This window comes from Bradyrhizobium sp. SZCCHNS3016 (genome assembly GCF_032484535.1).
Lineage (GTDB): Bacteria > Pseudomonadota > Alphaproteobacteria > Rhizobiales > Xanthobacteraceae > Bradyrhizobium.
The window spans coordinates 70,524-93,490 of record NZ_JAUETE010000018.1; the positions used below are offsets into that span (position 1 = coordinate 70,524).

The window sequence follows — 22,967 nt, forward strand, 5'->3', positions numbered from 1 at the left end:
ACAAGAGACTATCAAACGGGGAAACGCCATGACGACAACATCGGACACCGCCAGACCCAGTGTGGGAGGACGCGCGATCGCCGTCCTCATCATGCTGTTCCTGTTCCAGACGCTGAACTTCTTCGACAAGCTGGTGTTCGGCCTCTCGGCCGTGCCGATGATGAAGGAGCTGGGTCTGAGCCCGAAGGAGTTCGGCCTGATCGGCAGCAGCTTCTTCCTGCTGTTCTCGCTGTCGGGCATGGCGGTCGGCATGTTCGTGGTCGGCCGCTTCCCGGTGAAGTGGCTGCTCCTGATCATGGCCGGTGTCTGGTCGGCGACGCAGATCCCGATCTTCTTCTCCGGCTCGATCGCGGTGCTGGTGATCTGCCGCATCATCCTCGGCGCCGGCGAAGGGCCGGGCCTGCCGACCGCGCTGCACGCCTGCTACAACTGGTTTCCCGCCGACCGGCGCAGCGTGCCGAGCGCCGTGGTGCTGCAGGGCATCAGCGTCGGTCTCTTGGCCGGCGGTCCGATCCTGACCTATGTCATCGTGAGCTATGGCTGGCGCACCGGCTTCCTGTTCTGCGGCCTGCTCGGGCTGGCCTGGATGCTCGGCTGGTTCTTGGTCGGCGGCGAAGGCCCCTACTCCGCCCTTGCGCCGGAGGCTTCGGCGGCGAAGGACAAGGCGTTGCCGGCGCGCGTGCTGTGGGCCGATCCGACCGTGATCGGCGTCATCATCATGTCGACCGCGTCGTACTGGATCGTCGGCATGTCCGCGACCTGGCTGCCGCCTTTTCTGCAGCTCGGGCTCGGCTACAAGCAGGTCGATGTCGGCTGGATCATCTCAGGGATCTATCTGTTCCAGTCGCCGCTACTGCTCGGCGGCTCCTGGCTGACGCAAGTTCTGCAGCGCAAGGGCTTCAGCCTGCGCGCCTGCCTCGGCCACGCTTCGGGGCTGGCGCTGCTCGCCGCCGGTTGCGCGCTGCTGCTGAGCATCGTCACCTCGGGCCCGCTGCAGCTCGCCTGTATCGCGATCGCCTTCGCCGCACCGAGCCTCACCACGATCTTCGGCCCCGTCGCGCTCGGCGCCGTGGCGCCGGCGATCCAGCGCGGCCGACTCATCGTCGTGATCTACTCCGGCAACGCGGCATCCGCACTGGTATCGAATGCGCTCACCGGCTGGATCGTCGGCGAGGCCGGAAACAACGCGCCGCTCGGTTACGCCCACGCCATGACATTCACCGCCGGCGTGCTGATCGTCGGCGCCATCTCGGCCTTCGCGCTGATCTTCCCGGAGCGCAGCATCGCGCGCTTCGCGAAATCGGCGCAAGAACCAGCTTCTCCCTCCGCCGTACCGGCGATTTCGACCTGAGGACATCGGATGAGATTTGCAAGCTTCACCATCGACAATGCGCCGACCTGGGGACTGGTCGAGGGCACTGAGATCGCCGATCTCGGTGCTATCCTGCGCGACCGCTTCCCCGACCTGAAATCGGCGATCGCAGCGGACGCGCTGAAGGAGGCGGCCGCAGCGGCCTCGGGCGCGAGGCGGTATCCGCTCTCCGCCATCAGCTTCCTGCCGGTGATTCCGAACCCTGACAAGATCCTCTGCATCGGCTTGAACTACGAGACGCACCGCAAGGAGACCGGCCGCTCCGAGGTCGAGACCCCCACGGTGTTCGGCCGCTTCGCCAACAGCCAGACCGGGCATCTCACCGACATCATCCGCCCGCGCGTCTCGACCGATCTCGATTTCGAGGGCGAGCTCGCCATCGTCATCGGCAAGCCCGGCCGCTACATCCCGCGCAGCGAGGCTTGGCAGCACATCGCCGGCTATGCCTGCTACAATGAGGGCAGCGTCCGCGACTTCCAGCGCCACACCCACCAGTTCACGCCGGGGAAGAATTTCCCGGCCACCGGCGCGTTCGGTCCGTGGCTGGTCACATCCGACGAGATCGACGATCTCGGCCCGCTCAGGCTGCAGACGCGGTTGAATGGCGAGGTGGTGCAGGACGCCACGATCAGCCAGATGATCTTCGATATCCCGCGCCAGATCGAATACTGCTCGTCGTTCACCCGGCTCGAGCCCGGCGACGTGATCGCCACGGGAACGCCCGGCGGCGTCGGCTCCCGCCGCACGCCCCCGCTGTGGATGAAGCCCGGCGACGTGGTCGAGGTCGAGATCGACCGGATCGGTCTGCTGCGGAACGGGATCGCGGACGAGGCGGTGTGAGCGCCCCTGATGTTCTTGACCGTCATTCCGGGGCAGCCCGCCAGGGCTGAACCCGGAATCTCGAGATTCCGGGTTCGATGCTTGCGCATCGCCCCGGAATGACAGCCGAACAACAGTGCCTACTCAATGCGCCATCGCCGGCCCGCCGCCGAGCTTGACCTTGCGGAGCGTCAGCGCCAGCGGAATCGCCGACAGCGAGATCAGCATCAGCGCCCAGTAGACGTCGACATAAGCGAGCAGCGACGACTGCATCTGCACGGTCTGGCCGATCCAGGCGAGCGCCTGCTGCTGCGCCTGGACCAGCGAGCTGCCATGCGCGGTGAAGTAGTTGGTCACCTGGTGCAGCGTGTCCTGATAGGCCGGATTGGACGGAATCGCATTCTCGACCAGCCGGCTCTGGTGGAACTGCGCACGGTGCGCCAGGATGTTGGCCGCCAGCGACACGCCGATCGAGCCGCCCGTGTTGCGCGCGGCGTTGATCAGCGCCGAGGCCTGATCGGTCTTCTCAGGCGGGATGCCGTTGTAGGACGCCGTGGTGATCGACAGGAAGATCAGCGGCAGGCCAATTCCGATCAGCATGCGGGATTCGGCGAAGAACCAGAAATCCACATTGGCGTAGACCCGGGTGAGGTCGTACATCGCGAACGCCACGACGGCCGCGCCCGTCATGATCATGTATTTCGGCTGCACCTTGCCCGAGAGGCGTCCGACGACGAACATCATCGCCATCGTCACGAGGCCGCCCGGCGACAGCACGAGGCCGGCCCAGGTCGCAGTGTAGCCGAAATCCTGCTGCACCATCTGCGGCAGCATCTGCGTGGTGCCGAGCAGGATCGCACCGGTCGCAAGCATCACCAGGAAGCTGGCGCCGAACTGGCGCGACGCCAGCATGCGGACATCGACCGTCGGATTTTTCTGGTTCATCTCCCACGGGATCATGGCGATGAAGGCCGCGACGCAGACCGCGGCGGTCACCATGATGAAGCGCGAGTCGAACCAGTCGTCCTCCAGGCCGCGATCGAGCATCAGTTCGAGCGCGCCGAGGAAGGTCGCGACGAGAAGGAATCCGACGACATCGAAGCCGTGCGCCTGCTTGCGCCGCTCCGCCGTGACTGCGGCCGGCTCCTTCAGGATCAGTCCGATCAGGATCATTGCCGCAACACCGACAGGGCCGTTGATCAGGAAGCACCAGTGCCACGACGCGTTGTCGGAGAGATAGCCGCCGAGCGTCGGGCCGACCACCGGCGCTACGACCACGGCGACACCGAACAGCGCGAAGGCCTGGCCGCGCTTTTCCGGGGGAAAAGAGTCGGCGAGGATCGATTGCGCCACTGGCACCATGCCGCCGCCGCCGAGGCCCTGCATGATCCGGAACAGCAGCAGCACCTGCAGATTCCAGGCGAAGCCGCACAGCACCGAGCTCACGGTGAACAGGCCGAGGCAGAGCAGGAAGAAGGTCTTGCGGCCGAAACGCTTGGCGAGATAGCTCGACGCCGTCAGGATGATCGCGTTGGAGACGAGATAGGTCGTCACCACCCAGGAGGATTCGTCCTGGCTGACGCCCATGCCGCCGGCGATATAGGGCAGCGCGACGTTGGCGATGGTGGTGTCGAGCACCTCCATGAAGGTCGCGAGCGCAACCAGCACGGCGATGATCCAGGGACTGCCGGCGCGCGGCGCGGAGAGAGCAGCGGCCTCGCTCATGGCATCAGCCTTCTCACAGCGCAGCCTTAAGCCGCTCATAGAGCGACGGCTTGGGATCGACGCGCACGGTCGGCACCACCGACATGCCCGGCCCGAGTGCGACGTCGGTCGGCGGATCGTCCATCTCGATCTTCACGGGCACACGCTGCACGATCTTGACATAGTTGCCGGTCGCATTCTGCGGCGGCAGCAACGAGAAGGCCGGGCCCGAGCCGGACTGCACGCTGGCGACATGGCCACGGATCTCGCGCTCGGGATAGGCATCGATCTCCAAGGTCACGGGCTCGCCGGGGCGCATCTGGTCGAGCTGGGTTTCCTTGAAATTGGCGGTGACCCACACGTCGTCTGGCACGAACATCGAAAGCGCCGTGCCTTGTGCCGCGAACTGGCCGTCGGCGGCGCTGAGATTGACGACGCGGCCGGACTGCGCCGCGGTCACGGTCGTGTAGGACAGATTGAGCTGGGCCTGGTCGCGCTGGGCCTGCGCCTGAGCAAGATTGGCGTCGGCGCTCTCGCGCTGCGCCTTCAGTGACTCCAATTGGAGCTGCGCGACCGAGAGGTTGGCCTGCGCCGAGGTCAGCGCCGCCTTCTGCTGCTGGAGCTGCGATGTGTATTGCTGCTCGCTCTGCACCGTGCCGGAGCCGGTGCGGGCGAGGTCCTGATAGCGCTTGGCCTGCTGCTCGGCGAAGGTCAGCCCGGCCTGGGCCTGCTCGACCTGGGCCTGGCCCGCGGTGATCTGCGCCTGCTGCACCTCGATCTGCGCATCGATGTTGCGGATCGCCGCCTGTGCCGACTTCACCTGCGCATCGGCCTGCGCCAGCGCGGTCTTGTAGTCGCGATCGTCGATGCGCGCGATCACGTCGCCGGCTTTGACGTGCTGGTTGTCGGTGACCGGGACGGCGGTGATGTAGCCGGAGACTTTCGGCGCAATGGAGAACTGGCGGGCCGCGATGAAGGCGTCGTCGGTGGTCTCATAGTGACCGGCCGCATCGTAGTAGACGTAGCCGCCGGCGCCGATGGCGAGCAGCAGCACGAGACCCAGCGCTGCCCCAAGCGGATGCCGCCGGATCAGGCTCCTCCGGGACCCCTCCTGGCGCTGCCCGTGCTCCGTCGGCGACGGGCCGGGCTCCGCAGCCGGCGCCTTGGCCTCGATCTGCTGCGGAGTCTCGCCGGAGGCATCCCCGCGCCATTGCCGCACGGCACGATCGCGGGCCGCGACCGCCGGACCGTCGTTGGCCGCCGATGGGACCTCAGCCGATGACAGAGCTTGCTGTGTCATCACGTCTCCTTGAATAGAACGGAACCGTTTCGTTTCTAGAATTGGGCGTTATGCAGATGGGATGCAATGGCGGACCGCGATGCGGACAGCTAAACTTTTCGTCATTGGAGGCCGCCGGCGCGCGATCCCCTGCGCCTTCACCGCGATCCGCCGTCAGCAGGATCAACTGCGTGACGCAGCCGGGGTTGCAGCCTCACGTCATCGCGTTGACTCGATCAACTCGGCTAAATACAACACACGCATAATAAGAAATTGTTAGGGTCGGCAACCAACCACCACGGCGGGTGCCGACATGGTCATATTGCGAGGCACGCATGCCCGTCCGTCAGGTACCAGGCTCAGACCTGCAATACGTGCTCATCGCCTTCGACGCGACGGGGCAGGAGCGGCGAGAGGCCGACGGTTCGCTCGCGAGCGAGATGGTGGTGAACCGCCTTCATGCCCTGGGCGCGGCAGTCACCGATGTCATCCTGCTCAGCCATGGCTGGATGGGCGACGTCCCCGCGGCGATCGAGCAGTATGATCGCTGGCTTGCCGCCATGGCGGCGCTCGAAGCGGATCGGCTCGCCGCCGCGCGGCAGCGTCCCGGCTTTGCCCCCGTCATCATCGGACTGCACTGGCCGAGCCTGCCGTTCGGAGACGAGACGCTTCCATCAGGCGGCGGCGGGTTGCTGTCCACCGACACACCGGCGGCATCGCTCGAGGCGGAGGTGGACCGCTATGCGGTCCGCATCGCCGACACCCCGGCGGCACGCGCCGACATTCGCTCGATCCTCGAGCAGGCGCGCATTGCGCCGGCGGCGGCCACGTTGCCGGACTCGATGCGCGATGCCTATCTCAGGCTGTTCGCCGCGGCCGGCCTTGCGATGGGCGATGCGAGCGGACGCCCCGGCGCCGAGCAGGACCGGTTCGATCCGTCCGTGATCGTGAGCGAGGCGCGGAGCGCGCCGGCCGACGCAACCGCCGGGACGCTGGGCCTCGGCGATGATCTGCGCGACGCGCTGCTGGCGCCGCTCCGCATCCTGTCGTTCTGGAAGATGAAGGATCGCGCGCGCCAGTTCGGCGAGGCCGGCGCCCATGATGTCCTCGTCAGACTGCAGCAGGCGGCGCCCACAGCCCGGGTTCACCTGATGGGTCACAGCTTCGGCTGCATCGTCGTGTCGGCGGCCGTCGCCGGAACGCCCGACGGCCGTGCGCTGCCGCGCCCGGTCGAGACGATGTTCCTGGTCCAGGGCGCACTGTCGCTGTGGTGCTATGCCGAGAGCATTCCGCAGGCCGCGCCGACGCAGGGCTATTTCCGGCGCACGCTGCTCAAGGGGCTCGTGCGCGGCGCCTTCGTGACCACCCGCTCGAGCTACGACCGGGCCAACGGATGGTTCTACCCGCTCGGAGCGCGGCTCAAGCAGCAATATCTGCTCGATACCGACTATCCGCTGTATGGCGCCATTGGCAGCTTCGGCGTCCGCGGCACCCAGCCCCTGGCGATCGTCGACATGCCGATCCAGGATGTCGGCTTCAGCTACAATTTCGGCAGCGGCCGGGTCTACAACATCGAGGCGAGCCGCATCATCCGGAACGGCGGCGGCGCAGCCGGGGCCCACAGCGACATCGCCCACCCCGAAGTGGCGCACGCTTTCTGGGCTGCGATCCTGGCCGCGCCGATGGCCGTGCGGCCGCAACCCGGCCCGGGCGGCGGGCTGCTCGGCAGCGACATCCGCCACTTCGATCAGCAGCTCTGGCGGCAGCGGACGTTCGAGAGTGCTCCGTTCCCGGAGCAGGTGCAGAAGCAGGATCAGCAGCAGGTCGAGCCGGCCCAGCGGCAGCAACGCGAGCAGCAGCAGCGGGAGCAGGGTCAGCATCAGCAGCAGCAACGGCAGCAGGAAGACCAGCAGCAGCAGGTTCAGCTGCAATATCCGCAATGGGTGCCGGCGCCGCCGGTCGCGCAGCCACCCCCGTTCGAGAACCGCAAAGCCTATCCGCCCGGCGAGCAGCGCTGGATCAACGCCGGCTTCGAGGATCTCGATGCGCCGTTGAAGCCGGGCCAGTGGTACACCTTCGCTTTCGACGTCGACATCCAGCAGAGCGGCGTCTCGTCGGTGCCGCTCGCCGACGAGCAACTGTTCCCGGAAGGGACGTCCGATGTCACCTTGACCATCCAGCTCGACAGCGACGATTTCGAGCTGTCGGACAAGAGCCGCCCGCTGCGGCTGCCGCGCACAGGCAAGTCGCGCAACAAGGCGCGGTTCGACCTGTCGCCGAAGAAATTCGGCCCGTCGGCGCTGCGGGCGACGGTCCACAAGGACGGCAATTTCGTCCAGCAGATGGACCTTGTCATCGATGTCGGCGCGGCGCCCTCGCCCCGCGTCGAGGGCGCGCATGGCCGGCCCTATTCCTCCGCCAGCGTGCTCAATCCGCGCGACGTCGGCCTGTCGATCATGCCGATCGCGGGCGGTTACGACTGTCTCGTCTGGAAGCCCGTCACGGTGCGCGCCCGGCTGCCGTTGCTGCCGGACTACCTCGCCAAGTCGATCGAGATCGCGCGTCAGGAGCTCATGAAGGTCGTGACCTATCAGAACGCGGCCGGCAGCTTCGTCTTCCAGAGCGGGATCGACATCGCCGATGCCGACCGCGACGCCGCGCTCAAGATCATGGCGCGCGCGGGAGCGGCGCTGTTCACAAAGCTGTTCTTCGGCCCCGCCGCCGCGCAGGATTCCAAGGACATCGGCGAATTCCTGCGCAAGCTGACCAGCGACCGCTCCAGGCGGCTGAAGCTGCAGATCGTGGCGGAGGCGACCACGGTGCCGTGGGGCCTGCTCTATGTCGGCGATGCCTCGGCCGGCGCCAAGCTCGACTGGGACAATTTCATCGGCATGCGCCACGTGATCGAGCAGATCCCGATGCAGAACACGCCGCGCGTCTCCGACTGCCTGATCCCCAGCGACAAACCCGAACTCAGCATCAGCGTCAACGTCAACGACAACATCGACCGGCAGATGGGCGCCGACCTCGTCGCCCAGCAGCAGCGCTTCTGGGTCGCGGAGAAGGCGGCACGCCGCAACGTCCACGTGGTCTCGCGCACGACCAGCAAGGAGCTGGTCAAGGCGCTGGCCGACGAGACCACCAACGACCAGATCCTCTACCTCTATTGTCACGCCCGGGCGACCGGCCTCGACGATCCCGGCGGTCCCGACGGCTCCAGCCTGGTGCTGACCGATGCCGGCATCACGCTGGGCGAGCTCAGCTTGGACGCCCCGACCAGCAAGCTGCTTCCCGGCAATCCCCTCGTCTTCATCAACGCCTGCGAGTCGGCCGAATTGTCGCCGGCGTTCTACGACGGCTTCGTGCCGTATTTCATGGCCAAGGGCGCGCGCGGCGTGGTTGGAACGGAATGCAAGACGCCGGCGATCTTCGCCACGGCCTGGGCGAAGCGCTTCTTCGAAAGCTTTCTCGACGGCGTACCGCTGGGTGAGACGTTCCTCAGCCTGCGCCGGGAATTTCTCCGCGAGCACGGCAACCCGCTCGGACTGCTCTACGCGGTCCATTGCGACGGCGACACCCAGGTCGCGCCGTCATTGCCGCGGTTGCCGCCGACGGCCCCCGCGCCGAACGTGCAGCCGGCGCTCGGCACCGGCACCTGACAGCGTCCTCAGCGCGCCGGCTCCGGCCCGGCGAGACGCACGACGAGAGCCAGCGCGGCAACGACCGGTGGCACGACGAAGCACCAGCTGCCCAGGCGCACGAACAGCAGCGCGGCGGCGCCGCAGCCGAGCGCAAAGGCGAGCACGTTGATGGCCATCTGCATGAGCCGCGCGGGCGGCGGCGCCTGGCCCTTGTCACCGACATAGATCCTGTCGGCGAGATCGATCATCACCTGCGTCGTGGTGCCGGTCATCAGGGTCGAGGGCGGCGCGGTCGGCAGATGGATCCGGTGCACGGCGTTCTGGATCGCCATCGCCGCGACCAGCACCATGCCGGTGATGATCGCCTCGCGGCTGTCGCCATCATGGAACGCGCCGAAATGCACCGCGAGCGCGGCGCCGAGGATCAGCAGCACGAGCTTGACCGCGATAAGGATCTCGAAGGCGCGCGCCCCCCGCCGCGACAGCAAGGTGCCGGTCAGGCGTGTCGCGATCACAACCACGCAGAACACCGGAAGCGCCAGCAGCTTGGCGACCGCGCCCGAGGTCCCGAGCGCCAGCGCCGCGCCGAGCGTCACGAAGTTGCCGGTGACGTGCGCCGTGAACAGGCCCTGCAGCGCCAGGAAGCCGGCCGTGTCGACATAGCCGGCATTGACGCTGAGCAGCAGCGGCACAACGTTGCGGGACACGAATTGCGACATGTGTGGTCCTACCTTCGTTGTTCAGAGCGCGTATTTCAGCTCGATGCCGATGTAATCGCTATCGTGGCCGCCGGCGCGGCGCAGCGCATCACCGATCTTGTAGTGCACGGCTTCCAGCGCGCCGGTGAGATTGGCGCTGAAGCGATAGTCGGCGCGCAGCTGCGCGTAGACGCCGGACCACGAGCTGCCCTGCCCCGCGGTGCCGGCCACCGCGACATTGGGCTGGACGTAGATCGCGTCCGCCGTCGTCGCGCGCCATTGCAGGCCGATGGCCGCCATGAACGACAGATCGGTCGCGGGTCTCACCGTCAGCGACGGCTTGAGGTGGACCAGGTTGGTGTAGCCGGTGAAGCCCGCGAGCGTGAAGTAATAGCCGTTCGGGAACAGCGGATTGAAGGTCTCGATCCTGTTGTCGCCGGGATGGCGGTCGCCGGAGGCGCCATCGAGCTGAAGGCCGATGCGCGGCTGCCAGGCCAAATCGGCGAAGGTGTAGCCGGCGCGGGCGCCGGCGCCCCAGGCGCGAATCTGCTTCGCCCCGACCGAGCCCGCCTGCCCCATCGCCTCGAGATCCCAGTCGAAGCCCGCCAGCTTGCCGGCGAAGCGGATGTCGAGCACGTGACGCTGCTCGGCACCCGCTGCGTCGAGGAAGCGCGCATTGTCACGCTGATAGTAGGAATAATACGACGACAGCTCGTTGGTGCCGAGCACCTGGCGCTCGACTCGGAAGGTGTGGAACAGGAACGATCCGTTCGACGTATCGTCGAACGGGCGCACCAGATTGTATTGCACCGGCTGGCTGACGAACCCGATGAAGCGCCATGGGCCGCTTTCCCAGTCGGCCCACAGCGCGTCGAAGGACTGGCGCACGTTCGGCCCGTCGCGCGACGAGACGAAGCGCTGCAGGTCGAAGTCGAATTCCTGGCGCCCGACGCGGGCCTTGAAGGTGCCCTTCTCCGTCGCATCGACATAGGCGAGGAAGGCGAGCCGGAGGTCGAGCGGGTCCTGGTCGACGGACGTGATCTTGGCCTTGCCGAAGGCACGGTCGTCCTCCAGCTGGACGAACAGCTGCCAGTGCTCGTTGAGATGTGCGTCGGCATGGATCTGCAGCCGTTGCAGGACATGCTGATCGGGTTTCGTTCCACCGATGCCGAAGCTCGCGGCATCCAGGCTCTCGAATCGCTCGCGCAGGTTCATGCCGAACGAGACGTAGCTCTGCGGATGATCCTGCTGCAGCGGGATGTACTTGATCGAATCTGATGGCGCCGTGCGCAGCGCCGGATCGGCGAGCACCGACCAGTCCTCCTGCCAGCGGTTGGTGCGGATCGCCGGACGTGAGGCGTTGTCCTCGGCGAGAGCTGACGTGGCCGCACATAGCGCGCCGAGCAGCGCGCTCGCGACCACCGTCTTTCTCAGGACCCGCGCCATCCGTCACCTCTCGGGAATCGCAGCAATACCCTACTTCGACGGCGCATGAATCTCCGCGACATAGCCGCCGGGAAACTGCACCACCGCCTGTTCGCGCCTATCCGAGGTGAAGGGTTCGACCAGCACGGTCGCGCCTGTTGCTTTCGCCTTGTCGAGGGTCGCCTTGAGATCGGCGACCTCGTAGCCGGTCATCTCGCGCCCGAACGGATATGGCAGATGGCCGTCGGTCACGAGCACGGTCATCCGCCCGAACACCGAATCGATGCGGAGGCGCCGATAGTGATCGTTGGGACGACCGATCTCGACCCCAGGCGCCTTGGGGTCGTCAGAGACGACCTTGCCCTTGGAGAAGCGCAGGAAGGCGCGCGTGAAGGCCTCGACGCGATCGGGCGAAACATAGACGCGGTTGTCGGGAACGGTCTGGAACGCCGCGTAGGACGGCTTCGTCGTGTGCCAGTACAATTGCATGTTGACGCCGCCCGGCCACTGGATCACCGCATCACGGCCGATCGGATCGGGAAACGGCGCAACCACCACGTCGGCGCCGGCGGTCCTGGCCGCCTTGATCGCCGCGTCCAGATCGGTGACGAGATAACCGGTGCGCTCGGCGCCGAATGGGTACGGGATTGGTGTCTTGAAGCCGAACAGCGAGACGGTCCCGACCGGCGTCTGCAGCAGCTGCGAGGTCGTGCTGCTCGGAGCAGGCGTCACCGTCGCAACCATCTGCTTGGTGCTCAGGCCGCCGAAGGTGGCGAGGAAAGAGGTAGCGAACTTCTCGACGTCGTCGGGCGCGACATAGACATGCGTGGTGTCGTATTGCGCGCCCACGCCGATCAGCGGCGCCGCGTCCTTGGCGAGAGCGGGCGCGGCGAGCAGCGTGGTGGCAATGACGGCACCGAGCAGATGACGGGAACGGACCATGACGACCTCGAATGAGCAGATGTAGATCAAGCGCGGCGCGCGCGCCAGGAGATGATCGAGACGAGCACGAGGCCGGCGATCAGGCCGAGATGCTCGAAGAAGGCGTTCAGCGCCATGAAGCGCTCATGGCCGGCCATGTGCCAGAAATCATTGGCGGTGAGCATCGCAACGAGCGTGAGCACACCGAGCGCGCCGGAGCCGAGCCAGACGAACCTGTTCGCGATGACGAGCACCGAGCCAATCAGCTCGACGGCGATCGCGGCCGACGCCCACAGCGCCGCCGGCTGCAGGCCGAAATGCGCCTGCTCAGCGATGGCGCTTGGGAAGTCCATGAACTTCTGGACGCCGCCGATTAGATAGGCTGAAACCAGCGCGACCCGCGCCGCGGGCCACAGCCAGCGCCAGTCGAGCACCGCGGCGATCGGCCGCGGCGTGTCGGACATCTCCGCCATCTCAGACCGCCCAGCAGGCGCAGCCGAGCGCGCCCCAGAAGCTCTTGAGATCGGAGACCGGCAGGCTGGAGGACCATGCCCGCGCGTGGTCGTGGCCATGCATGCCGCACGCGCTGGCGCAGCCGCACATCTGCATCGCCTGGGCGCGGACGGTGCCGTCGTCGCTCTTTTCCAGCCAGGCGCCATAGCCGCCGAAGCGGCGCACCGGCGACCATTCGGGCATCGCCGGCGGCGGAGCGGCGTCATCCAGCGGCTTGAACGCGGCGGCTGCGTAGACGATGCGGCCACCGACCATGGTGAGGTCGCTGGTGATGTCGGCGATCTCGGCCTCCGCACAGGAGAAGAAGTCGCGATCCGGCACGATCAAATCGGCGAACTGCCCGACCGCAATGCGGCCCTTCCTGCCTTCTTCGTTGGAGAACCAGGTGACGTTCTCGGTCCACATCCGAAGCGCCGTCTCGCGATCGAGGCAGTTGCGCTGCGGATACAGTCGCAGGCCGCCGACGGTGCGGCCGGTCACCAGCCAGGACAGCGAGACCCACGGATTGTAGGAGGCGACGCGCGTCGCATCGGTGCCGGCGGAGACCTTGACGCCCTTGTCGAGCATCGTCTTCACCGGTGGCGTCGCCTCCGCCGCGCCAAAGCCGTAGCGCTCGACGAAATACTCGCCCTGATAGGCCATGCGGTGCTGCACGGCGATGCCACCGCCGAGCGCGGCGATACGGTCGATCGACTGGTCCGAGATGGTCTCGGCATGATCGAAGAACCAGTGCAGCCCGTCGAGCGGGGTATCCTGATTCACCTTCTCGAACACGTCGAGCGCGCGCGAGATGGTCTCGTCATAGGTCGCGTGCAGCCGCCACGGCCACCTGTTCTGGACCAGGATGCGCACGACCTCCTCGAGCTCGCCTTCCATCTCGGCCGGCATGTCCGGCCGCGGTACGCGAAAATCCTCGAAATCCGCGGCAGAGAACACCAGCATCTCGCCGGCGCCGTTGTGGCGGAAATAGTCGTTGCCCTGCTTGTAGGACGAGCTCTGCGTCCAACGCAGGAAGTCGTCCTTCTCGCCCTTCGGCTTCTGCGTGAACAGATTGTAGGCGAGCCGGATCGTGAGCTGGTCGTCATCGGCGAGCTTCTGGATCACGGCATAGTCGTCCGGATAGTTCTGGAAGCCGCCGCCGGCATCGATGGCGCCGGTGACGCCGAGCCGATTCAGCTCGCGCATGAAATGGCGCGTGGAGCTGAGCTGATAGTCGAACGGCAGCTTCGGGCCCTTTGCGAGCGTCGCATAGAGGATCGCGGCGTTCGGCTTCGCGAGCAGCAATCCGGTCGGCTTGCCCTGGGCATCGCGCGCGATCTCGCCGCCGGGCGGCTCTGGCGTGTCCTTGTCGTAGCCGACGGCGCGTAGCGCGGCGCCGTTGAGAATGGCGCGATCATACAGATGCAGCAGGAACACCGGCGTGTCCGGCGCGACCGCGTTGAGCTCATCGATGGTCGGCAGCCGCTTCTCGGCGAACTGGTGCTCGGTGAAGCCACCGACCACGCGCACCCATTGCGGCGGCGGCGTGATCGCGACCTGCGCCTTCAGCATCGCCATTGCGTCAGCGAGCGACCGCACGCCGTCCCAGCGCAGCTCCATGTTGAAGTTGAGACCGCCGCGGATGATGTGCAGGTGATTGTCGATCAGGCCCGGCAGCGCGCGCCGGCCCTTCAGGTCGATGATCTTCGTCGCCGGGCCAGCGAGCTTCATGACGTCCTGCTCACGGCCGACCGCGGTGAACACGCCGTCCTTGATCGCGACAGCACTCGCCTGCGGGTTGGAGCGATCCAGCGTCGTGAACAGGCCGCGATGCAGGATGAGGTCGGGATGATCGGTCATGAGGTCTTCTCGTCTCGCGCCGAAGCGATGGTTGTGTCTGCCCGGCCGTGATGGCCGGGCAGCATGCCGAAGATGTGCGTGGCGCAGGCCGCCTTCTGCCACGCGGCAGCAAGCGTGGTGCCGTTCAGGAGCTGCTTGCCCACGGGGATCACCTGCTCTCCGACGAGAATTCCGAGCAGGCCGACCAGCGCCACCAGCGGCGGCGCCGGCGAGCGGACCTGAAGCAGGCTGTAGATCACGCCGACCAACAGACCCGCCCCGAGCGAGAACAGATAGATCTTCATCGCTCGTCCCAGGGCTACTTTGCGCCGCCTTCCGAGGCGTGCTCGCCGAGCGCCCACTTCGAGAAGCGGATCTGGATGCCGTAGGGCGAATGCGCCTTGAGGACCTCCATCATGCCGTCATAGGTCTCGGCACGCGCCCAGTCCTGCTGCAGCTCGAAGGCGAACTGGCACGAGGTGATCGGCACCGCGCCGGCCTGCACCGCGCGATCCATCGCCCGGTTGTGCGCTTCGAGAGACAGGTCGCCGCAGGCATCGGCCGGGATGTAGATCTCATAGCCTTCGCGCAGCATGTCGAGCGTCGGGAACAGCACACAGGCCTCGGTCCAGAGTCCCGCGATGATGAACTTCTTGCGGCCGGTCGCGGCGACCTGCTTGCGGAAGCCGGCGTCGAGCCAGGAGTTCATCGCCGTGCGGTCGACGATGTCGTGCTCCGGAAACAGCTCGGTCACCTCCGGCATGAAGGGACCGGAGAACGAGTCCTTGGCGACCGTGGTGAGCACGGTCGGGATCTTGAACAGCTTGGCCGCCTTGGCGACGATCTGGATGTTGTTGAAGACGCCGAGGCGATCATGAGACTGCACGCCCTGATACATCGCGGGCTGATAGTCGATCAGCGCCACGGCGCAGTTCTGCGGGGTCAGCATTTCGAGCTTGGACACGAGGTTCTCCTTGGAGGGCCGAATCGATCAGGTGAGAGAAGCTCGCGGCGCCAGCGTGGTGGGCGCGAAACGCCGCCACGAGAAGACACCGAAAGCAATGAACACAGCGAGCGTGACGAGCTGAGCTGCGGCGAACGGCGGCTCGCTCTGCGTCGGCGCCAGGACATTGAGCACGCCGATCTTCTGGAACGACTGCACGATCGCGACGAAGACGTTGAGATAGAGCGAGAGCAGCGCGGTGACGACGTAGACCCGTCGCCACCATCCCGACAGCGCGAACGCATAGAGAGCGGCGCTGGCCGCAATCAACAGCGCGAGCAGGATGATGCCGATGATGCGCGGCGGGTCGAGACCGAACGGCGGCAGCGGAAAGCCGGTCACGCCGGTGAGGAAGGTCGTGACCAGGAACAGCGCCGCCCAGGCCGCCAGATGGCGGCCTGCCAGCATGCCGGCGAGCATGACGAGCCCGGTCGCGATTCCGATCAGGCTCAGCACCACGTGGATCTGAAGAAACAGGGCCGTCGGAATTCCCCAGGTCATGCAAGCCTCCTCTGATCAGCTCTTGATGAAGGACAGCAGGTCGGCGTTGATGGTCTCCGCCTCCGTGGTCGGCATGCCGTGCGGAAAGCCCGTGTAGGTCTTCAGCACGCCGTTCTTCAGCAGCCTGGCCGACAGCGGCGCCGAATCCGCGTAAGGCACGATCTGGTCGTCCTCGCTGTGCATGACCAGCACCGGCAAAGTGATCTTCTTGAGGTCCTCGGTGAAGTCGGTCTGCGAGAACGCGACGACGCCGTCGTAGTGCGCCTTGGCGCTGCCCATCATGCCCTGGCGCCACCAGTTCTGGATCACGGCCTCGGACGGCTTGGCGCCGGGCTTGTTGTAGCCGTAGAACGGCCCAGCGGCGACGTCGCGATAGAATTCCGCGCGGCGCGTGGCGACCTGGGTCTGGAAGTCGTCGAACACCGACTTCGGCAGCCCGCCCGGATTGGCCGCGGTCTGCACCATCAGCGGCGGCACCGCGGCGATGATGGCAGCCTTGGCCGCGCGGCTCTCGCCATGGCGCGCGAGGTAATGCACCACCTCACCACCGCCCGTGGAATGGCCGACATGGATCGCGCTCTTGAGATCGAGATGCGCGGTCAATGCCGCGAGATCGTCGGCATAATGGTCCATGTCGTGGCCGTCGGCGACCTGGGCCGAGCGGCCATGGCCGCGGCGGTCATGGGCGACGACGCGAAAGCCGTGATTGAGGAAAAACAGCATCTGCGCATCCCAATCATCCGCTGACAGCGGCCAACCATGGCTGAACACGATCGGCTGGCCGGAGCCCCAATCCTTGTAGTAAATCTCTGTGCCGTCATTGGTTTTCAGAACGGGCATGATTTTCTCCTGCGCGCCAGCCATGCGGTCGCACCAACGAATTTCGTGTCGCGATCGCCAATGCCCGGTGCTATGCAATCTCATGTGCATCTGCACAATGACCCGAGGAGGCCAAAGCACTGGCTCCAGAAGGCCAAGGGATGGCTCAGCAGATTCGAACCACATCGTCGTCCTGGATGCGCGGCGTCGCGACGACACTGAACGAGCAGGGTCTGGATGCGGCCGCGCTGTTCGCCGACGTCGGCCTCTCGATCGACGATCTCGACGATTGCGATCGCCGCTGGCCGACCGAGGCACTGAGCCGGTTGTGGGTGCTGGCGGCGGAGCGTTCGGGCAATCCGGACATCGGGCTCGCCAAGCTCGATGCGCCGCGACCTGACAACTATGGCGTCGCCGGCTACGCCATGATGTCGAGCCCCACGCTTCTCGCCGGGCTGACGCGCCTGATCCGCTACATGTGCCTGGTAAGTGACGCCGTCACCATCACGCTCGAGCAGGGCAATGGCGGCCGCTGGGTGCGGACCGACGTGTTCGGCGGTGAATGCCCGATTCCGCGGCAGCGCTATGACTACGGCGTCGTCAATCTGCTCAATCTATGCCGGTGGATGCTGGATCGTCGCTTGACGCCGCTCGCCACCCGCTTCTCGCACGCTGTGCCGCTGTCGATTGCGTGCTACAACAGGGCTTTCCAGTCCCCGCTCGAATTCGATGCGCCGTTCAACGGCTTTCTGGTGTCGGATCAGGATCTCGCCTGCAAGCTGACGACCTCGGCGCCCGAGCTTTCGGCAATCCACGATCGGATCGCCGACGAGGCGCTGGAGCGCCTGGTCAAGACCGACACCGCGCATCGCGCCCGCACCGCGATTGCCAAGCTGCTGCCCGACGGCAGCCCGTTGCGCTCGGCCATTGCCGCCGAGCTCGGCTTGAGCGATCGCACCTTCCAGCGCCGGCTCGCCGATGAAGGCCTCTCCTTCAGTGATCTCGTCGATGATGTCAGGCGCGAGCTCGCCCAGCGCCATCTCGCCGATTTCCGCATGACGCTCACCGACATCGGCTATCTGCTCGGCTATGCCGACCAGAGCACCTTCTTCCGCGCATCCAATCGCTGGTTCGGCGAATCACCAGGCGAATATCGCGCCCGCGTGATGGGGGGACATCAGCAGGAGATCGCCGCCGCGCGGCTGATGCGCACGGCTCGAACCAGCATCGGGTGATCTCAATCAGTAGAACCGGTACAGATGATGCACCGGGCCGTGGCCATGCCCGACGGTGAAGCGATCGGCCGCCGCGATGGCACCGGAGATGAAGGCCTTGGCATTGCGCACGGCCGCCTCGAGGCTCTCGCCCTTCGCCAGCCCTGCGGCCACGGCCGACGACAGCGAACACCCCGTGCCGTGGGTATTCTTCGTCGCAACGCGCGGTGACGCCAAGGCGATGCAGGCGTCCGCCGTGATCAGATAGTCGGTGCTGTCGGCGCCCTGCCCGTGGCCGCCCTTGATCAGCACGGCCGGACAGCCAAGCGCGAGCAGCCGGCGGCCTTGCGCCGCGATCGTCTCGTCCGAGGTCGCGACCGGCTCGTCCAGCAGCGCGGCCGCCTCGGGCAGGTTCGGCGTGATCAGCGACGCCCGCGGGATCAGCCCGCGGCGCAGCGCGTCGATCGCATCCTCCGGCAACAGCCGGGCGCCCGACGTCGCCACCATCACCGGATCGAGCACCACGTGTGACGGCGTCCAGCGCGCAAGGCTTGCGGCAATGGCGTCGGCAATCGGCGCCTGCGCCACCATGCCGATCTTGACCGCGCCGACGGCGAGGTCATCGAACACCGCATCGATCTGCGCGGTAACGAAATCGGGGGGCACCAGGTGCACCCCGGTCACGCCCTTGGTGTTCTGGGCGGTCAGCGCCGTCAGCACCGACGCGCCATAGACGGCCAGCGCCGCAAAGGTCTTCAGGTCGGCCTGGATGCCGGCTCCCCCGGAGGAATCCGAACCGGCGATGGTGAGTGCGACGGGGGTGCTCATGCCCCTTCCTAGCGCGGGCCGGCCGCGCCCGGCAAGCAGGCCCGGCCACCGGAGAAAGCGTATCGACTTCGCCGGAAAACGCTATATTGAGGCGAAAGATGCCTTCCGGAGACAGCCCGCAATGGTTCCCTTCTTCGTCCAGATCAAGTGCAAGCTTGGCCAGTCCTACACGGTCGCCAATGCGCTGGCGGAAGCCGAGATCGCCTCCGAGATCTACTCGACGGCGGGAAATTATGACCTGCTGGTGAAGTTCTACGTCGACAATGCCACCGACATCGGCCACTTCGTGAATGAGAAGGTCCAAATCCTGCCCGGCATTCAGGACACCCACACCATCATCACGTTCAAGGCCTTCGGCGCCACCTAGCGACGAGCTCGTCCAAGCCCGGGACGGCCTGCCCGTCGGCCACCTGCCTCACGACAAAGGCGCCCGTCGTGACCGACGGGCGCCGAGGTCCTGAAAATGGGTCAAGCATGGTTTCGTCATGAAAGACGGTGGGCGGCCCGAGGGCCGTGTCCGCCAGTGCGTGTCAGCAGGCTGAAAAGCCGGACCTTTCGATCGCGAGGGGTCATGGGGGGACCGTCGAACGGCCCGGCTTTCCTTTCGGGCAACTTGGCGATAGGCGTCTATAACCGGTGCGCGGAGCATCGGGTCAAGGCGGGCGACCGATCCGATACGGTCGATCAAGAAGTTGAGACGAAAACTCAAGAATGACTGCGGCGCCGCGTGAAGAGTGAGATCAAAGCCGTTTCGTCCCTGCTGCCGAGCTACGGCTTTTGCGCCGAGCAGATGGACACCGAGACCAACATTGCCGCGTGGCGTGAGGCCACGTCGACGTTCTTCGAGGTCGACGAGCTCGCGGCCGGCGAGGCCGCTCCGTTCCGGGCGGACGTCTTGTCCTACGCGCTCGGCTCCGTCCTGCTCGGATCGGCCCGTGCGAGCGGCCAGCGGTTCCGGCGATCGGCCGAGACCGTCGCCCGCAGCGGCGTGGATCACATCATCCTGCAGCTCTACGTGAACGGCAGCTATGAGGGCGTCGCGGGCGCCTCGCCGATCCGGGTCGAGGCCGGCGACCTCTGCGTGCTCGATCTCGCCCAGACACTCGAAACGCGCGCGACGCCGTTCGAGAACGTCACGTTGGTGGTGCCGCGTCCGATGTTCGATGCGCGCCTGCTGCAGGTCGACGACCTGCACGGCCTGGTGCTGCCGTGCAGCGGCGCGCTGGCGCCGCTGTTGGCGCGGCATTTCGGCGCACTGCTCGACTGTGCGCCGCGCATGAGTTTCGACGAGTGCCAGGCCGCGGTCGAGGGCACGATCGCGCTGATCTCGGCGTGCCTGCGCGGCGAGCTCGAACGCCGCGATGCCGACCGCAGCGTGACCGCAGATGTGTCGCTGCTCCGCATCCGCAAATACATCGAATCGCAACTGTCGAGCCCAGAACTCAGCGCAGACGCGGTGGCGCTGCATTTCGGTCTGTCGCGCGCTTCGCTCTACCGCCTGTTCGCGCCGATCGGCGGCATCGCCGACTACATCCGCCGCCGCCGACTGCACCGTGCGTTCTTCGATCTCGCGGGAACCGGATCGCGGGCGTTGCGCATCAGCGAGGTCGCGCGGCGCTGGCAGCTCGGGACCGATGCGCATTTCACGCGGCTGTTCAAGTCCGCCTACGGCATCACGCCGAGCGCCGCGCGCGAGGCCGCCATGCTGGGCTCGCCACGCCTGTCGGTCGACGCGGACGCCGAAACCGCCTCGCCGCTCAGCCGTTGGATGCGAGGGATAGCAGCGCCCCGGACCGGGGAATGAGCGCGACGACGGCCGCCGAGTGCGGATCGTCGTCCTCGGCTGCGTCGTCCTCGGATGCGTCTTCGGCCGGCTGCGGCTCGTCGGCCTCGGACGCAGCGCGCGCGATCTCCAGATGCTGCTCGAGCTGCTCGACCGGCATCGGCCGGCCCAGCAGATAACCTTGCGCGAAGTTGACGCCGAGCGAGCGCAGTTGCACCAGCTGCTCTTCGGTCTCGACGCCTTCGGCGGTGATCTGGATGCCAAGCCCCCGCGCCAGCGTCACGACCGAGGAGATGACGGCGGCACTTTCGTCGCGCACGCTCAGATTGGCGACGAAGGACTTGTCGATCTTGATCTTGTTGAACGGGAACGCCGTCAGCGAACGCAGCGACGAATAGCCGGTGCCGAAATCGTCGAGTGCCAGCGAGATGCCGAGGCCCTTCAGCCTGTCGATGAAGCTCTCGTTCTCGGCCGCGCGCTCCAGCAGCACCGACTCCGTGATCTCGATCTCGAGACGCTTCGGATCGAGGCCGGACCTCGCGAGCGCCGACTGGATGACGTCGAACAGTTCCGCCTGCTTGAACTGGACGGGCGACAGATTGACGGCGATCTTGACGTCGTCCGGCCATGCGGTGGCGTCGTCGCAGGCGCGCCCGATGATCCATTCGCCGAGCGGCACGATCAGGCCGGTCGACTCCGCAAGCGGGATGAACTTGTCCGGCGGCACCAGCCCCTTGACCGGATGACGCCAGCGCACCAGCGCCTCGACGCCGCGCCGCTCGCGCGTCTCGGCGTCGTAGAACGGCTGATAGTGCACCTCGAACTGGCACTGCGCGATGGCGTCGCGCAGATCGCCCTCGAGCGTGTTGCGCGCCTCGAGCTCGGCCGACATCGCATCGTCATAGAGCGTGTAGCAGCTGCGGCCGGCGGATTTCGAGCGGTAGAGCGCGAGGTCGGCCTTCTTGAGCAGGTGCTCCTGGTCGCGGCCGTGCTGGGGCGCGAGCGAGATGCCGATGCTGGTGCCGATCTCGACCCGTTGCCCGGCGAGCTGGAACGGCTCGGCGATCAGCTTGGTGATGCGCTGAGCAAGCTCGATCGCGGCGGCGCGCTGGTCGGTGAAGCCGGCCTGGATCAGGGCGAACTCGTCGCCGCCGAGCCGGGCCAGCACGTCCTCGTCGCGCAGTTGCGATCTCAGCCGCTGCGCGACCTGCACCAGCAGCTCGTCGCCGGCGCCATGACCGAGTGAATCGTTGACGTTCTTGAAGCGGTCGAGGTCGAGCAGGAAAACGGTGAAGCGGCCGTTCTTCTCGTCGTTGATGCGCTCCATCTCCTCGAGGAAGAAGGCGCGGTTCGCGAGGCCCGTCAGCGCGTCGGTCTGCGCCAGCTCGAGCACGCGGCGATTGGCGAGCGCGAGCTGCAGGGCGTTGCGGCTCGATAGCGCGAGATACACGGCGAGGAAGATCGTCGTCGCCACGCCGGCCGCATACAGCGCCAGTGCGCGGTTGTGGCTCGCCATCAGGCTGCCGCCGGCGGGCGCCGCCTGGAACACCCAGTCGGCATCGCCGATGCGCAAGGTCGTCGACCAGATGCTGGGGTCCGCGGGCCAGCGCTGCGGGTCCACCCCGGAGGCGTTGATCACGCGTTCGGGCGGTAGAAGGTTGATCGCGAGCGCCGGGCTGTTGGGATTGTTCGCGCGCACCGACTGCAGCAGCGTCGGCAGGTCGAACACGCCGATGATGAAGCCGCTGAGATTGCGCCGGCGGTCGGCGACCGTCGTGCGCGACGTCCCCTTGGCGTAGACGGGGATGCCGATCATCACGGCGTTGTTGCGCTCGTTCTGATTGATCAGGTTCTGACGCGTGCGCAACGCGCCGATCACGTCGTAGTCGCGCGACTGCTCCAGCACGGCGCGATGGTCGGGAATGCTCCAATAATCGAGGCCGTAGACCGGCGAGGTCTTCGCCTCGGTGGAGAAGTAGACCGGATAGTATTCGTCGCTCTCCGGCGCCACCGTGCCGTCGGGATAGGACTTGATGCGAAAGGCGGGAACGCCATCGGTAATCGCCGCCGCCTCGTATTCGCCGCGCTCCTTGCGCTTGATCCGCGGCAGCCACGCCAGGCGGAGCATGCCGCGATGCGCCTCGAACAGGCGCGCGCTGAAGGTCTGGTACTCGCTGCGGGTAATGTCGTCGTTGGCGGATTCGAAGCGGGTGCGCAGCGCGGTCAGCCGGCTGACATATTCGTTGACGCCGTTCTGGACCAGGATCGCCTGGGCTTCGGCCACACCTTCGAAATCGGTGCGCGCCAGCCGGTTTTCCCAGCGTCCCACGGCAACCGTCCCGACGACCGACAGCACGACGCCGACGCATGCCGCGATGATCGCAGGGCGATAAAGGCGGTATCGCGATAACGACGCGCGCAGCCTCTCCCGCCCGCTACCGCTGCGAGCATCATCCTTTTCCGGCAGCGTCGGTGCGCTGTACTCTTCAACCTGCAATATGGCCCCCGCCAAACGGCTGCCCCTCACCACGATGCGGCCGATGCTGGCCGCGGTAAGTTAAGGACGGTCAAAGATGATCCGTTGTGGAGTACCAGAAACCGGGGCTTGGTTAACGGCTGACTGTTGAGG

At 66.5% G+C, this 22,967-nt stretch carries 19 protein-coding genes; 6 read left to right on the forward strand and 13 right to left on the reverse strand.

Annotated features, from left to right (window positions below; genetic code table 11):
• Positions 1 to 28: 28 nt before the first annotated feature.
• Positions 29 to 1,351: an MFS transporter gene (locus tag QW881_RS28155; protein ID WP_315758367.1), complete on the forward strand. Its 1,323-nt coding sequence runs from the start codon at positions 29 to 31 to the stop codon at positions 1,349 to 1,351.
• A 9-nt stretch (positions 1,352 to 1,360) separates the two neighbouring features.
• Positions 1,361 to 2,212 (forward strand): fumarylacetoacetate hydrolase family protein, encoded by an 852-nt coding sequence (locus QW881_RS28160; RefSeq protein WP_315758368.1) that lies wholly within the window; start codon positions 1,361 to 1,363, stop codon positions 2,210 to 2,212.
• A gap of 123 nt (positions 2,213 to 2,335) precedes the next feature.
• Here the strand turns inward: QW881_RS28160 and QW881_RS28165 are convergent, their stop codons facing one another.
• Both QW881_RS28165 and QW881_RS28170 read right to left on the reverse strand, forming a co-directional pair.
• Positions 2,336 to 3,916: a DHA2 family efflux MFS transporter permease subunit gene (locus tag QW881_RS28165; protein ID WP_315758369.1), complete on the reverse strand. Its 1,581-nt coding sequence runs from the start codon at positions 3,914 to 3,916 to the stop codon at positions 2,336 to 2,338.
• A gap of 13 nt (positions 3,917 to 3,929) precedes the next feature.
• On the reverse strand, positions 3,930 to 5,195 hold the full coding sequence (locus QW881_RS28170; protein ID WP_315758370.1) for an HlyD family secretion protein: 1,266 nt from the start codon (positions 5,193 to 5,195) through the stop codon (positions 3,930 to 3,932).
• Positions 5,196 to 5,509: 314 nt separating this feature from the next.
• On the opposite strand from QW881_RS28170, the gene QW881_RS28175 reads away from it, so the two are divergent.
• Positions 5,510 to 8,833, forward strand: a complete 3,324-nt coding sequence (locus QW881_RS28175; RefSeq protein ID WP_315758371.1) for a CHAT domain-containing protein — start codon at positions 5,510 to 5,512, stop codon at positions 8,831 to 8,833.
• Positions 8,834 to 8,841: 8 nt separating this feature from the next.
• Here QW881_RS28175 and QW881_RS28180 read toward each other — a convergent pair whose 3' ends face one another.
• From QW881_RS28180 to QW881_RS28220, 9 genes are read right to left on the reverse strand one after another with little or no spacing between them, the layout of a single operon-like run.
• The gene (locus tag QW881_RS28180; RefSeq protein WP_315758372.1) at positions 8,842 to 9,534 is read right to left on the reverse strand and encodes a YoaK family protein; all 693 of its coding nucleotides are present in this window, start codon (positions 9,532 to 9,534) and stop codon (positions 8,842 to 8,844) included.
• Between the two features lie 21 nt (positions 9,535 to 9,555).
• On the reverse strand, positions 9,556 to 10,959 hold the full coding sequence (locus QW881_RS28185; RefSeq protein ID WP_315758373.1) for an alginate export family protein: 1,404 nt from the start codon (positions 10,957 to 10,959) through the stop codon (positions 9,556 to 9,558).
• A 30-nt stretch (positions 10,960 to 10,989) separates the two neighbouring features.
• On the reverse strand, positions 10,990 to 11,880 hold the full coding sequence (locus QW881_RS28190; RefSeq protein WP_315758374.1) for a glyoxalase: 891 nt from the start codon (positions 11,878 to 11,880) through the stop codon (positions 10,990 to 10,992).
• A gap of 26 nt (positions 11,881 to 11,906) precedes the next feature.
• Positions 11,907 to 12,332, reverse strand: a complete 426-nt coding sequence (locus QW881_RS28195) for a DoxX family protein (protein WP_315758375.1) — start codon at positions 12,330 to 12,332, stop codon at positions 11,907 to 11,909.
• 1 nt (position 12,333) lies between these two features.
• Positions 12,334 to 14,211 carry an amidohydrolase gene (locus tag QW881_RS28200; RefSeq protein ID WP_315758376.1) on the reverse strand — a complete coding sequence of 626 codons (1,878 nt, stop codon included), beginning with the start codon at positions 14,209 to 14,211 and terminating at the stop codon, positions 12,334 to 12,336.
• Positions 14,208 to 14,495, reverse strand: a complete 288-nt coding sequence (locus QW881_RS28205) for a XapX domain-containing protein (protein ID WP_315758377.1) — start codon at positions 14,493 to 14,495, stop codon at positions 14,208 to 14,210. The genes QW881_RS28200 and QW881_RS28205 overlap by 4 nt, the downstream gene beginning before the upstream one ends.
• A 14-nt stretch (positions 14,496 to 14,509) precedes the next feature.
• The gene (locus QW881_RS28210; RefSeq protein ID WP_316159115.1) at positions 14,510 to 15,154 is read right to left on the reverse strand and encodes a hydrolase; all 645 of its coding nucleotides are present in this window, start codon (positions 15,152 to 15,154) and stop codon (positions 14,510 to 14,512) included.
• A gap of 27 nt (positions 15,155 to 15,181) precedes the next feature.
• Positions 15,182 to 15,694 (reverse strand): hypothetical protein, encoded by a 513-nt coding sequence (locus QW881_RS28215; protein WP_315758378.1) that lies wholly within the window; start codon positions 15,692 to 15,694, stop codon positions 15,182 to 15,184.
• 15 nt (positions 15,695 to 15,709) lie between these two features.
• On the reverse strand, positions 15,710 to 16,534 hold the full coding sequence (locus QW881_RS28220) for an alpha/beta hydrolase (protein ID WP_315758379.1): 825 nt from the start codon (positions 16,532 to 16,534) through the stop codon (positions 15,710 to 15,712).
• A 140-nt stretch (positions 16,535 to 16,674) separates the two neighbouring features.
• Here QW881_RS28220 and QW881_RS28225 point away from each other — a divergent pair, with 140 nt between their 5' ends.
• The gene (locus QW881_RS28225; RefSeq protein WP_315758380.1) at positions 16,675 to 17,748 is read left to right on the forward strand and encodes an AraC family transcriptional regulator; all 1,074 of its coding nucleotides are present in this window, start codon (positions 16,675 to 16,677) and stop codon (positions 17,746 to 17,748) included.
• 6 nt (positions 17,749 to 17,754) lie between these two features.
• Here the strand turns inward: QW881_RS28225 and thiD are convergent, their stop codons facing one another.
• Positions 17,755 to 18,555, reverse strand: coding sequence for a bifunctional hydroxymethylpyrimidine kinase/phosphomethylpyrimidine kinase (thiD, locus tag QW881_RS28230; protein WP_315758381.1), 801 nt, complete (start codon positions 18,553 to 18,555; stop codon positions 17,755 to 17,757).
• A 121-nt stretch (positions 18,556 to 18,676) separates the two neighbouring features.
• Here thiD and QW881_RS28235 point away from each other — a divergent pair, with 121 nt between their 5' ends.
• Both QW881_RS28235 and QW881_RS28240 read left to right on the forward strand, forming a co-directional pair.
• A complete protein-coding gene (locus QW881_RS28235) occupies positions 18,677 to 18,922 on the forward strand; it encodes an Lrp/AsnC ligand binding domain-containing protein (RefSeq protein ID WP_315712762.1) in 246 nt (81 codons plus the stop codon).
• Positions 18,923 to 19,294: 372 nt separating this feature from the next.
• Positions 19,295 to 20,359 carry a helix-turn-helix domain-containing protein gene (locus QW881_RS28240; protein ID WP_315758426.1) on the forward strand — a complete coding sequence of 355 codons (1,065 nt, stop codon included), beginning with the start codon at positions 19,295 to 19,297 and terminating at the stop codon, positions 20,357 to 20,359.
• Here QW881_RS28240 and QW881_RS28245 read toward each other — a convergent pair.
• Positions 20,313 to 22,835 carry an EAL domain-containing protein gene (locus QW881_RS28245; protein WP_315758382.1) on the reverse strand — a complete coding sequence of 841 codons (2,523 nt, stop codon included), beginning with the start codon at positions 22,833 to 22,835 and terminating at the stop codon, positions 20,313 to 20,315. The two genes, QW881_RS28240 and QW881_RS28245, sit on opposite strands and share 47 nt — an antisense overlap.
• Positions 22,836 to 22,967 lie beyond the last annotated feature (132 nt).